This window comes from Variovorax sp. 01T439_2 (genome assembly GCF_056398445.1).
Map to the genome: position 1 here is coordinate 1 of NZ_JBFTPJ010000066.1, position 11,565 is coordinate 11,565.

The 11,565-nt window shown below is 68.4% G+C and carries 11 protein-coding genes; 3 read left to right on the top strand and 8 right to left on the bottom strand.

The features are described from left to right. Positions 1 to 960, bottom strand: a 960-nt coding sequence (locus AC1DOC_RS05260) for an AraC-like ligand-binding domain-containing protein (protein WP_018905067.1), incomplete at its 3' end; no start/stop codon positions are given. A 175-nt stretch (positions 961 to 1,135) separates the two neighbouring features. On the opposite strand from AC1DOC_RS05260, the gene AC1DOC_RS05265 reads away from it, so the two are divergent. Together AC1DOC_RS05265 and AC1DOC_RS05270 are read left to right on the top strand one after the other, a co-directional pair. Further along, positions 1,136 to 2,188 (top strand): carbon-nitrogen hydrolase family protein, encoded by a 1,053-nt coding sequence (locus AC1DOC_RS05265; protein ID WP_018905068.1) that lies wholly within the window; start codon positions 1,136 to 1,138, stop codon positions 2,186 to 2,188. A 17-nt stretch (positions 2,189 to 2,205) separates the two neighbouring features. Beyond that, the gene (locus AC1DOC_RS05270; RefSeq protein WP_018905069.1) at positions 2,206 to 3,267 is read left to right on the top strand and encodes a phenylacetaldoxime dehydratase family protein; all 1,062 of its coding nucleotides are present in this window, start codon (positions 2,206 to 2,208) and stop codon (positions 3,265 to 3,267) included. 36 nt (positions 3,268 to 3,303) lie between these two features. Here AC1DOC_RS05270 and AC1DOC_RS05275 read toward each other — a convergent pair whose 3' ends face one another. The 6 genes from AC1DOC_RS05275 to AC1DOC_RS05300 form a co-directional block, all read right to left on the bottom strand. Then, positions 3,304 to 4,839, bottom strand: coding sequence for a malonate--CoA ligase (locus AC1DOC_RS05275; RefSeq protein WP_018905070.1), 1,536 nt, complete (start codon positions 4,837 to 4,839; stop codon positions 3,304 to 3,306). A 51-nt stretch (positions 4,840 to 4,890) separates the two neighbouring features. Continuing rightward, a complete protein-coding gene (locus tag AC1DOC_RS05280) occupies positions 4,891 to 5,880 on the bottom strand; it encodes a Bug family tripartite tricarboxylate transporter substrate binding protein (RefSeq protein WP_018905071.1) in 990 nt (329 codons plus the stop codon). Positions 5,881 to 5,954: 74 nt separating this feature from the next. Continuing rightward, on the bottom strand, positions 5,955 to 7,439 hold the full coding sequence (locus AC1DOC_RS05285; RefSeq protein WP_026284070.1) for a malonyl-CoA decarboxylase: 1,485 nt from the start codon (positions 7,437 to 7,439) through the stop codon (positions 5,955 to 5,957). A gap of 52 nt (positions 7,440 to 7,491) precedes the next feature. Next, positions 7,492 to 8,160: a GntR family transcriptional regulator gene (locus AC1DOC_RS05290; protein ID WP_012747644.1), complete on the bottom strand. Its 669-nt coding sequence runs from the start codon at positions 8,158 to 8,160 to the stop codon at positions 7,492 to 7,494. A gap of 125 nt (positions 8,161 to 8,285) precedes the next feature. Continuing rightward, positions 8,286 to 9,107, bottom strand: a complete 822-nt coding sequence (gene lgt, locus AC1DOC_RS05295; protein ID WP_018905073.1) for a prolipoprotein diacylglyceryl transferase — start codon at positions 9,105 to 9,107, stop codon at positions 8,286 to 8,288. A gap of 109 nt (positions 9,108 to 9,216) precedes the next feature. Beyond that, positions 9,217 to 9,990 (bottom strand): SDR family oxidoreductase, encoded by a 774-nt coding sequence (locus tag AC1DOC_RS05300; protein ID WP_012747642.1) that lies wholly within the window; start codon positions 9,988 to 9,990, stop codon positions 9,217 to 9,219. 130 nt (positions 9,991 to 10,120) lie between these two features. Here AC1DOC_RS05300 and AC1DOC_RS05305 point away from each other — a divergent pair, with 130 nt between their 5' ends. Beyond that, complete coding sequence (locus AC1DOC_RS05305) at positions 10,121 to 11,065, top strand: LysR family transcriptional regulator (RefSeq protein WP_018905074.1); 945 nt, start codon at positions 10,121 to 10,123, stop codon at positions 11,063 to 11,065. A 6-nt stretch (positions 11,066 to 11,071) separates the two neighbouring features. On the opposite strand, the gene AC1DOC_RS05310 is transcribed toward AC1DOC_RS05305, so the two are convergent. Continuing rightward, positions 11,072 to 11,565, bottom strand: a 494-nt coding sequence (locus AC1DOC_RS05310) for a LysR substrate-binding domain-containing protein (protein ID WP_478129493.1), incomplete at its 5' end; no start/stop codon positions are given.

The window sequence follows — 11,565 nt, forward strand, 5'->3', positions numbered from 1 at the left end:
TTGCACGCGCTGCTGCCGCCATTCGCGCGGCGAGCAGCCGAAGCGTTCGCGGAACGCGCGGCTGAAATGCGCCGCGTCGTTGAAGCCGCGGCCGTAGGCAATCTCGGCCACGGGCCGGCCGGCCAGGCGCGCCTCGAGCAGGTCGCGGCTGCAGGCTTCGAGCCGGCGCTCCCAGATGTACTGCGAAGGCGTGAGCGGCTCGCTCTTGAAGACGCGGTGGATGTGGCTCGCCGAAACGCCCAACTGCGCCGCGAGGCTTCCCACCGACAGCGAAGGATCCGCCAACTGCTCGTCGATGCGCCGCTTCACGCGGGCCAGGTGGTAGGCCGTGAGGCTGCTCAGGCCCGGTGAGCGCGCCGCGGGCAGCGTCTGCAGCCCGGCCACGAGAATGCTCTGCACGCCGTTGGCCACCGCCAGGGCCGACGCGGGCTGCAAGGTGTCGATGTCCTCGCGCAGCGTGCGGATCATGCCCAGCAGCAGGTGCCCCGCACCCTCGCGTCCCGACACGGTGGTGGCCGTCAGCGCTTCGGTGTCGTGCAGCTCGCTGCGCAGGCGCTCGCCCGGCAGCTTGAGCACGATCTGCTCGAAGCTGTCGTCGAACAGCAGCTGGTAGGGCCGCGTGCTGTCGTACAGCGCGAAGTCGCCCGCCGCCAGCACGGCGTCGCGCCCATCCTGCCGCACCACGCCCTGGCCGCGCGCCTGGATGCTGACCAGAAAGCAGTCGTCGCCCGAGCGCGAGATGTGGCCCGGCGTGCGCATCACCTTCTGGGGCCCCGACCTGACCACCGACACGTCCAGGCTCGGCAGCGTGTGCTGGCGGATGCTGCCTTCGAAATTGCCGCTATCGCCTTCGCGCACCGGATCGCATCCGAGCTGCACGTAGACGTTGCAGATCATGTCGGTCCAGTAGGCGAGCCGCTGGCCGCGCGGAACGGCATCGGTGCTGAGCAACGGGGTCATCGGGGTTCCTTCGGAAGTCGGCATGCAACGCTGGAACAAGAACGCCGCAAGTTCGGGTCAAGGCGTTTCGCGGCGGCGAATCTACGCTTGAAGCAACCCGCATGCCACCACGCAAACCCGGTGCGAGGTGTGCGAAGTTGTTTCTTTCAACCCCTGCTTCCGGAGACCCGCCGCCATGCCCGCCACCGTTCACCCCAAGCTCCGCGTTGCCGCCGTGCAGGCAGCGCCCGTGTTCCTCGATCTCGACGGCACCATCGACAAGACCATCGACCTCATGGCCCAGGCCGCCGGCCAGGGCGTGAAGCTCATCGCTTTTCCCGAGACCTGGATGCCCGGCTACCCGTGGTGGATCTGGCTCGACTCGCCGGCCTGGGGCATGCAGTTCGTGCAGCGTTACCACGACAACGCGCTGGTCGTGGGCTCGGCCGAATTCGACCGCGTCCGGGAGGCCGCGCGCAAGCACAAGATCTGGGTTTCGCTCGGATACAGCGAAAAGGCTGCGGGCAGCCTCTACATTGCGCAGGCGCTGATCGACGACCAGGGCCTCACGGTGCAGACGCGCCGCAAGCTCAAGCCCACGCATGTGGAGCGCACCGTGTTCGGCGAGGGCGACGGCTCGGACCTGGCCGTGGTCGAAACGCCCATCGGTAACATCGGATCGCTCTCGTGCTGGGAGCATCTTCAGCCGCTCAGCAAGTACGCGATGTATGCGCAGAACGAGCAGATCCACTGCGGCGCCTGGCCGAGCTTTTCGCTCTACCGCGGCGCGGCCTATGCGCTCGGCCCCGAACTCAACAACGCCGCGAGCCAGGTGTACGCGGCCGAGGGCCAGTGCTTCGTGATTGCACCGTGCGCCACGGTTTCCCAGGCGATGAGCGAGCTGATGTGCACCGACGCCGGCAAGCAGCAGATGCTGCGCGTGGGCGGCGGCTTTGCACGCATCTATGCGCCCGACGGTTCGCCGCTGGGCACGCCGCTGGCCGAAGACCAGGAGGGCCTCGTGATCGCCGACATCGACCTGGGAATGATCGCGCTCTCCAAGGCGGCCGCCGACCCGAGCGGCCATTACTCGCGGCCCGACGTCACGCAGTTGCTGTTCAACAAGACGCGCCGCGAACCCGTGGTGCTGCAGCGTGCGCCCGAGGTCGAGCGCGGTGCCTTCGAGGCCATCGTCGCCCCACCCGAGCCGGCAGCGGCAGACGCGCGCCAACAGCCGCTGGCGGCCTGAAGCACCGGAGCCACGCCATGGAATCCGCCATTGCCGAGCACCTGAAGTGCCCTCGCACGCGCCATCGCCGCGTGGAGGACGACTACGCGCCACCCTACCCCGCATGGTCGGCGCGCGCGCCGGGCGCGGTCCGGCAGGTCGTGATGGGTTATTTCGGCGTGCAGTCGCGCGGCGCCGGGATGCAGGGCCGCGCATGCGCGGCGCTGATGAAGATCGCCGCCGGCTTTGCGCTGCCCGACGGGCCCGGCCACCACGACTTCGCGCACCATGTCGACGCCGCCGGCTGCGACAACATGGTCGCCATCGCCTACTGGAGCGACCCTGCGGCCCATGCGCGCTGGTGCGCGGCGCCCGAGGTCGATGCCTGGTGGCGCTCCGACGAGCGGCTGGCGGACGGCCTCGGCTACTTCCGCGAAATCGTTGCGCCGCGCGCCGAGCACTTCGAGACCATGTTCAACACGCCCGACCGCCTCGAAGGCGTGGGCGTGGTGATGGGCGGCGTGAGCGGCGAACTGCAGGAGCACGGCTACTGGGGTTCGATGCGCGACCGCATTCCGCTGTCGCAGACCGACGCCATGGCGCCCTCGGGCACGCGCGCCGTCAACGCCGGCGCGCCGGCACCCGGCCAGCGCGTGCGCATCGCAGGCCACGAGAACATCGCCATGATCCGCTCCGGCCAGGAATGGGCCGACACCACGGGACAGGAACGCACGCTCTACCTCGGCGAGATGGAACCCGTGCTGCGCGAAGGCATGGACTTCCTGCGCGACCAGGGCCTTCGCATCGGCTGCTACAGCAACCGCTACATGCAGCACCTCGATGCCAAGGGGGCGCCGCTGGAGAAATCCTTCGGCCTGAGCTTCTGGCACTCGCTCGCCGACATGGAGCGCTGGGCCGAATCGCATCCCACGCACGTCGCGATCTTCGGCAGCTTCATGCGCTACGTGCAGGCACTGAACTTCCAGCTGCAGCTGCGCGTGTACCACGAGGTGTCGGTGCTGAAGGCCGACGAACAGAGCTACGAATACATCAACTGCCATGCGGGCAGCGGGCTCATGAACGGGCTGGGCGAGGTGTAGCGGGCCCCTCGCTCCGGGGGGCGAGGATCGCGAGGCCTAGCCGAACAACCCCTTGTGCTGCTCCCGCAGCAGCGCCTTCTGCACCTTGCCCATGGTGTTGCGCGGCAGCTCGGGCACGACGAAGCAGCGCTTGGGAATCTTGAAGTTCGCGAGCTTCGACTTGAGCTCCGCCACGATGGCATCGGGGTCGAGCGCCCCATTGCCCTTGGCAATGACGATGGCCACGCCCACCTCGCCGAAGTCGGGGTGCGGCACGCCGACTACCGCGCTTTCGGCCACGCCCGGCAGCTCGTTGATGTAGCCCTCGATCTCGGCGGGATAGACGTTGTAGCCGCCGCTGATGATCAGGTCCTTGCTGCGTCCGACGATGGTGACGTAGCCGCGGCCGTCGATCTTGCCGACGTCGCCGGTCTTGAAGAAACCATCGGCGGTGAATTCTTCCTTCGTCTTCTCCGGCATGCGCCAGTAGCCCGCGAACACGTTCGGGCCGCTGACCTGGATGTTGCCGATCTCGTCAGTGGTGCAGTCGCGGCCGGCGTCGTCGCGCACGCGCAGCCGCACGCCCGGCAGCGCAAAGCCGACGGTGCCGCCGCGGCGCTCGCCCTGGGCAGGGTTGTAGGGGTTGGAGGTGAGCATGACGGTTTCGCTCATGCCGTAGCGCTCCAGGATGGTGTGGCCGGTGCGCTCGCGCCATTCGTCGAAGGTCTCGATGAGCAGCGGCGCGGAACCGGCAATGAACAGCCGCATGCCGCGCACCGCCTCGCGCGTGAGGCCGGGCTCGGCCAGCAGGCGCACATAGAGCGTGGGTACGCCCATGAACACGGTGGCCTCGGGCAGCTTCTCGACCACGCGCTTCGGGTCGAACCTGGAGAACCAGATCATCTTGCTGCCGTTGAGCAGCGCACCGTGGAGCGCAACGAAGAGGCCGTGCACATGGAAGATCGGCAGCGCGTGGATCAGCACGTCGCCCTCCGTCCAGCCCCAGTAGTCCTTGAGCACCTCGGCGTTCGACAGCAGGTTGCCATGCGTGAGCATCGCGCCCTTGCTGCGGCCGGTGGTGCCGCTGGTGTAGAGGATGGCGGCCAGGTCGCCTGCGTTCTTGCGCGCCGCTTCATGCCGGTCGCTGCATTGCGCGGCAAGCTCCAGCAGCGTGCCGGTGCGGTCGTCGTCCAGCGTGAACACATGCCGGGTGCCCGCCGCACTCGCGATCGGTCCGACCCACGCGGCATTGCGGCTGGTGCACACCACCACGGCCGGCTCGGCGTTGCCGATGAAGTATTCGATCTCGGCGCTCTGGTAGGCGGTGTTGAGCGGCAGGAACACGTAGCCGGCGCGCAGCGTGGCGAGGTAGAGGATCATCGCCTCGACCGATTTCTCGACCTGCACCGCGATGCGGGCGCCCTCCGCGAGCCCCAGCGCGCCGAACAGGTTGGCCATCATCGCGCTGGCGCGGTCGAGGTCCTGCCACGAATAGAACAGGCCGTTGTCGGTTTCCACGGCCGTGCGGCCGAGTTCGGCGGGAAAGGCCGCGCGCAGGGCGGCGAACAGGTTGGAATTGGCTTTCGTCTTCATCGGGCAGGTGCTTCGGATATTCGGTGTGACGTGGAGGCTGGCTGCCGCCCGCTACTCGAGCTTGGCGCCCGAGGCCTTCACCACCGAGGCCCAGCGCTTGATCTCGGAATTCACGAAGCCGCCGTACGAGGCCATGGTAAGGTTCGGGATCTCGGAGCCATTCTGGGCCCAGATGGCCTTGAGCTCGTCGCTCTGAAGGGCCTTCTTCATGCTGTCGACGATGCGTGCCTGCAGCTCGGCCGGCGTGCCCTTGGGCGCCCACAGGCCGTACCAGGTGGTGACCGTGTAGTCGGGCAGGCCGACCTCGGCCGCGCAGGGCACGTCGGGGAACGCCGGGTTGCGCTTGCTGCCGGCAACCATCAGCGCCTTGATGCGCCCGCCCTTGATGTGCTGGGCCGAGGAGCCGAGGCCGTCGAACATCAGGTCGACGTTGCCGGCGATCAGGTCGGACAGCGCCGGCCCCGCGCCGCGGTAGGGAATGTGCGTGATGAAGGTGCCGGTCTGCAGCTTGAACAGCTCGCCCGCCAGGTGGTGCGAGGTGCCTGCGCCGGCCGAGCCGTAGTTGAGCTTGCCGGGGCTGCGCTTGGCGGCGGCCACGAGTTCCTGCAGCGTATTGGCCGTGACGCGGCGCGGGTTGACCACCACCACCTGCGGCACGTTGGCCAGCAGCATCAGCGGCACGAAGTCTTTCTCGAGGTCGTAGTCGAGCTTGGGGTAGATCGACGGCGCAATTGCGTGGTGCACCGCGCCCATGAAGAGCGTGTAGCCATCGGGCTGGGCCTTGGCGGCGATGCTGGCCCCCACGGTGCCGCCCGCGCCGCCGCGGTTGTCGATGACCAGCGTCTGGCCGGTGACCTTGGCGAACTGGGCCGAGAGCGGGCGCGCGAAGGCGTCGGTGCCGCCGCCGGCCGGGAACGGCACCACCATGTTGACCGGCCGCGTCGGCCAATTACCTCCCTGCGCCCCTGCCCCGCCGCACAGAACGGCGGCACCGGCCGCGGCCAGGCGCAGCACCTCGCGTCGCTGAAAACTCTGAGTCATCTGTCATCTCCTGTCGTTGTAGATTGCCGCACCATGCGGGCCGGCGCAGCACGCGCCGGACTTCTTTCCAGAACTCAGCCTTTTTTGAAGAACAGGCTTTCCACATCCCCCGAAACCGCCACCTTGCCCTCGGCGATCCATGCCCGATGCTTGTCGAGGCGCTTGAGATCGTAGAGGTAATTGACCATCAGGCCGTAGGACTGCTTCAGCCCCTTGGGCGAAGGATCGCCGGCCCAGTTGAGGCGCTCCACGCGCGCGCCGTTGCCCAGGTGAAAACGCGCCACCGGATCGGCCGGCGTGCCGTCGACCAGCGTGCGGCCCAGGTATTCGGCCGCGGCCTGCAAGAGCCACTGGCGCAGCGGCGACTTGGCATCGAGCGTGGCCGGCGCCTCCACCGCGGCAAGCAGCCGCTCGGCGGTCGGCGGCAGCGATCCGACGAGGCGGCCGAGCTCGGCCTCGCGCTTTTCATCCAGGCGCGGCAGCAGCTCGGCGGCATTCCGGGCGAGCCAGCTGCGAAAGCCCGGGATCGGCGACAGCGTGGCAAAGGTCTTCAGGCGCGGCAGCTCTTCCTGCAGCGTCTCGACCACGCGCTTGATGAGCGAATCGCCAAAGCTCACGCCGCGCAGCCCGGTCTGCGTGTTGCTGATCGAATAGAAGATGGCGGTGGTGGCCTTGGCCGGCTGGATCGGCACGGCGGCCTCATCGAGCAGCGGCGTGATGCCATCGCTGATGCGGTCGACCAGCGCCACCTCGACGAAGATCAGCGGCTCGTTGGGCAGCCGCGGATGGAAGAAGCCGTAGCAGCGGCGGTCGCTGTCGTCGAGCCGGTTCTTCACGTCGGTCCAGCTCTTGATGTCGTGCACGGCCTCGTAGCGGATCAGCTTCTCGATCAGCGACGCCGGCGAATGCCAATCGATCCGGCGCAGTTCAAGGAAGGCGACGTCGAACCAGGTGGAGAACAGGTGCTCCAGTTCGGCATCGAGCGCGAGCAGCCGCTTGTCCGACTTGAGGAACGGCAGCAGCTCGGCGCGCAGGTCGACCAGGAAGCGCATGCCCTCGGGCTCGACTGCAAAACGCTGCAAGAGGCGCATGCGCGGCGACACCAGCGCGCGCCTCAGCCGCAGTTCGGCCTGTCCTTCGTCGGGCGTTCCCACGGCGGCCTGGTGCTGGTCGCGCGCGGACTTGAGCTTGTGCGGATCGGCCGCGAAATGCTCGCTCATGAGCGCCCAGTAGTCGCGCCGCTCCTCGGGCGTGGCGGCGGCATATTCGCGTGCAATGGCATGGGCCCGGCGCCCGCCCTCGACCTCGCTCACGCGCGGATCGATCACCGCCTGTAGGGCCGTGAGCACGCGGCGCAGCGCGCGCGGCGACAGGGCCTCGTCGGCCTTGCGCAGCGTGGCCTGCAGCCGCTCGGCGGTCGATCGCATGCTGGGTTTTGCGGCCGTCCTGGGTGCGCCGCGGGCCGCGCCGTCGGATGCCACGGGCACCTTGGCTGCGGCCTTTTCGCCGGACTTCTCGCCAGAGCGCAGTCGCGCCTGGAACCACTCGGTCGCACTCATCGACAAGCTCCAATGCTGTGGGCTGCGGGAATGCCGTCTTCTTTCAGGCGGTTCACGACATCACCCTGGATTTCTGTTGCCGCGCCACCGCGCGCAGCGCCTCGCGCTGGCGCGTCAGGTGCGTGCGCATGGCCGCGTCCGCGCCCTCGCTGTCGCGCGCCTTGAGCGCCGCGAACACCGCCAGGTGCTCCGACAGGCTCTGCTCGAGCCGGCCCGGCGCATGCAGCTGCTGAAGCCGCGCCAGCTTGAGAATTTTGCGCAGATCGCCAATCACCTGCGCCAGCCACTTGTTATCGGCCAGCTGGATGATGGCCTCGTGGATCTGGTGGTTGGTGGCGTAGTAGTCGTTGATGCGCTTGGCCTTGGCGTGGCGCACCAGCCGTTCGTGCAGCACGTCGAGCTCGCTGAGTTCCGCATCGCTGGCGTTGCGCGCTGCCTCGTAGGCACAGCGGCCTTCGAGCAGCGCGATGACGGGAAATATCTCGTCCAGATCGCGCTCCGTCACCTCGCGCACGAAGCAGCCGCGCCGCGGCTCGTGGCGCAGCAGGCCTTCGGCCGTGAGCACCTTGAGCGCCTCGCGCAAGGGCGTGCGCGAGATCGACAGCCGCTCGCACAGCGCGGCCTCGTCCAGGAAGCTGCCCGGCACCAGCGCGCCCGCGAAGATCTGCTCGCGCAGCGTGGCGGCGACTTCGTCGTGCAGGGAGTTGGGGACCAGGCGCATGGCGGTTGGAGGAAATCCGGCTCGCGTAATTTTCTGTAATTACGCGTAATTGTGAGGCGCGCCCGAAGGAGCCGCAAGGCCGCGCATCCCCTGCGCGGCCCGTGCTTACCCTGAGGACGCGATGCTCAGGCGCTCGCCGGCTGGCGGCGCTGCGCGGCCCAGGTCCACAGGCCGATGCCGAAGATCACCATCGGCACGCTGAGCCACTGCCCCTGGCTCAGGTTCAGCGCGCGCAGGCCCAGGAAATCGTCGGGCTCGCGGAAATACTCGGCAATGAAGCGCAGCACGCCGTAGCCGATCAGGAACACCGCGGCCACCTGCCCCTGCTTGCGTTCCTTGCGGGCGTACAGCCACATGATGGCAAACAGCAGAAGCCCCTCGAGCAGGAACTGGTACACCTGCGAGGGGTGGCGCGGCAGCATCGAGCCGCTCTGCGGAAACACCATGCCCCAGGGCAGGTCGGGGCTGCTGAAGCGGCCCCAGAGCTCGCCGTTGATGAAGTTGCCGACGCGCCCCGCCGCCAGGCCCGTGGGCACGCAGGGCGAGACGAAATCCATCACCTGCCAGAACGGCCGCGCGCGCGAATGCGCGAACCAGACCATCGCGCCGATCACGCCCAGCAGGCCGCCATGGAAGCTCATGCCGCCCTGCCACACGTAGAGGATCTCGAGCGGATGCGAGAGATAGAACTCGGGCTTGTAGAACAGGCAATAGCCAAGCCGCCCGCCCACGATGACGCCCATCACGCCCAGGAAGAGGATGTCCTCGATGTCCTTGCGCTGCCAGGCGCCCTGCCCGACCAGCGAGCGGTACGGTTCGTGGTGCAGCCGGCGGGTGCCGAGAAAATAGAACAGCGCGAACGCGGCCAGGTAGGTCAGGCCGTACCAGTGGATGGCCACGGGCCCGAGTTGCAGGGCGACAGGATTGATCTGCGGATACATGAGCATCCGCGGATTGTGCCCGGCCCGAATGTCGCGGCCGGCACGGGGGCGTTCAGGGCGATGTCAGTGCCCGAAACCCCGCCGAGCAGCCGGCCCCGAGCGCGATCCGGCTGGATCAGCGCGTGGTGTAGCCACCGTTGGCAAAGATGGTCTGGCCGGTGATCCACCAGCCTTCGGTGACCAGGAAGCGGACGATGGGCGCGATGTCCTCGATGTCGGTCAGGCCCTTCTTCGAGAACTTGCTGAGCGCCGCCGCACTGCTGTGGTATTCGACGGCTTCCTTGCTTTCCTGGCCGTAGAAGAACGGCGTGTCCATCGGTCCGGGGCCGATCGCGTTGACCGAGATGCCGCGCTCGCCGAACTCCTTGGAGGCCGCGCGCGTGTAGTGCTCCACCGCCGCCTTCGAGGCCGGATAGATCGCGTAGAACGGCGTGTAGGCCGCCAGCAGCGAGCTCACCAGCGACACGATGCTGCCGCCATCGGCCAGCGTGCGTCCGGCCTGCTGGATGAAGAAGAACGCGGCCTTGGCGTTGGCGTCGAAGCTCTTGTCGTAGTCGGCTTCGGTGACATCGAGGATCGGCTTCTTGATCACCACGCCCGCGGTGTTGATGGCGATGTCGACCTGCCCGAAGTGCTTCACGGCCTGGTCGAACAGCCGGACGTTGTTCTCCACCACGGCAAGGTCACCCTGCACCAGCAGCGTGCCGGCGCCCTTGGCCTCGAGCTCGGCGGCGGTCTTCTCGGCCTCCTTGCGCGAGGCATCGCTGTTGTAGTGGATGGCGATGCCGCGGGCGCCGCCGTCGACCAGTTGATGGCCGATGAGCGCGCCAAGGTTCTTGCCGCCGCCGGCGATGACGGCGACCTTGTTCTGGAGAGTGCGTGCAGACATGGAATGGCCTCCTGCTGAAGAGCGTTGATGTGAATCGGGAAGCTTCAGTCTATTGATGGCAAGTTCCGGAATAAATCAACAATCCGGCGCTAGACTGTTCGTAGAACCACGAACAATTCGACTGGCACGCATGGACCGCATCGACCTTCTCAAGGTGTTCCTGCGCGTGGCCGAAACCGGCAGCTTCACGCGTGCGGCCGATCGGCTCGCGCTGCCGCGCGCCACCATTTCCACGGCGGTGCAGCAGCTCGAGGCGAAGCTGGGCTCGCGCCTGCTGCACCGGACCACGCGGCGCGTCGGCCTCACGCCCGACGGCGAGGTGCTGCTGGAACGCGCCCGCACGCTCGTGGCCGACATGGAAGACATCGAGCAGCAGTTCCTGCCCTCGCGCAGCCAGGTGAGCGGACGGCTCAAGATCGATGTGCCAAGCCGCATCGCGCGGCGGCTCATCGCGCCGGCGCTGCCGGATTTCTTCGAGCGCTACCCGGCGATCGAGCTCGAGCTCGGCTCCAGCGACCGTGCGGTGGACCTGGTGCTCGAAGGTGTCGATTGCGCGTTGCGCGTGGGTCCGTTGGCCAGCAGCAGCCTGGTCGCGCGGCCGCTCGGGCATTTCACGCTGATCAATTGCGCGAGCCCGGCCTACCTGGCGCGCCATGGCACGCCGCGCACGCCGGCGGACCTGCCGGAGCACATCGCGGTCAACTACGCCTCCCCGACCAGCGGCCGCGCGGCGCCCTGGGAGTGGCAGCGCGACGGCGAGACCGCGACACTGCGCATGCGCAGCCAGGTCAGCGCAAACAACGCCGAGACCTACATCGCCTGCGCGCTGGCAGGCCTCGGGCTGATCCAGATCCCGGCCTACGACGTGCGCGAACACCTCGCGGCCGGCGAGCTGGCCGAGGTGCTGCCCGAGGCACGCGCCCAGCCGCTGCCGGTGCACCTGGTCTATCCGCACCGGCGCAATCTCTCGCGCCGCATGCAAGCCTTCGCGGGCTGGCTCGAGACGCTGCTCGCCGCCTCGCTCGATACGCCCGCAGCACCGCGGCCGGCCGGCCCACGAACGCCGCGCAGGTAGGCGGCCCTACGTTGCCCGCCCCGTGCGCTCGCGCACGAATTCCACGAAGCGCGCGAGCGCCGGATGCGCGGCCTGCGCGGGCCACACGAGGCTGGTTTCGCAGGCTGGCAGCGCCACGCGGCGCCGGCCCGTGCCCTTGAACTCGCCGGCCTGCCGATAGACCACCCCGGCGCGCCGGAACTGCATCACGCTGTGCGGCACCCAGGCCACGCCGATGCCGCCGGAGACGAGGTTGACGATGGTCTGCATCTGGATCGCCTCCTGCGCCACCTGCGGCGTGCGCCCCGCCGCGTGATAGAGGTCGAAGACCGCATCGTGCAGCGACGGCACGATGCGGCGCGGAAAGATCACGAGCGGCTCGGCCAGCGCCTCGGCCAGCGGCACGGGCCGCGCACGCGCGAGCCGGTGCTGCGACGGCAGCGCCAGCACCAGCGCTTCCTCCTCCACCGGCAGGCGCGCGAGCCCGGGCGGCGCGGCGCCCGGCGAATGCAGCATCAGGC

Excerpts from the sequence above, each read along its gene's own strand:
- AC1DOC_RS05265 (WP_018905068.1), top strand. The coding sequence starts at position 1,136 with ATGCCCGCCACCGTTCACCCCAAGCTCCGCGTTGCCGCCGTGCAGGCA.
- AC1DOC_RS05270 (WP_018905069.1), top strand. The coding sequence starts at position 2,206 with ATGGAATCCGCCATTGCCGAGCACCTGAAGTGCCCTCGCACGCGCCAT.
- AC1DOC_RS05275 (WP_018905070.1), bottom strand. The coding sequence starts at position 4,839 with ATGAAGACGAAAGCCAATTCCAACCTGTTCGCCGCCCTGCGCGCGGCC.
- AC1DOC_RS05280 (WP_018905071.1), bottom strand. The coding sequence starts at position 5,880 with ATGACTCAGAGTTTTCAGCGACGCGAGGTGCTGCGCCTGGCCGCGGCC.
- AC1DOC_RS05285 (WP_026284070.1), bottom strand. The coding sequence starts at position 7,439 with ATGAGTGCGACCGAGTGGTTCCAGGCGCGACTGCGCTCTGGCGAGAAG.
- AC1DOC_RS05290 (WP_012747644.1), bottom strand. The coding sequence starts at position 8,160 with ATGCGCCTGGTCCCCAACTCCCTGCACGACGAAGTCGCCGCCACGCTG.
- lgt (WP_018905073.1), bottom strand. The coding sequence starts at position 9,107 with ATGCTCATGTATCCGCAGATCAATCCTGTCGCCCTGCAACTCGGGCCC.
- AC1DOC_RS05300 (WP_012747642.1), bottom strand. The coding sequence starts at position 9,990 with ATGTCTGCACGCACTCTCCAGAACAAGGTCGCCGTCATCGCCGGCGGC.
- AC1DOC_RS05305 (WP_018905074.1), top strand. The coding sequence starts at position 10,121 with ATGGACCGCATCGACCTTCTCAAGGTGTTCCTGCGCGTGGCCGAAACC.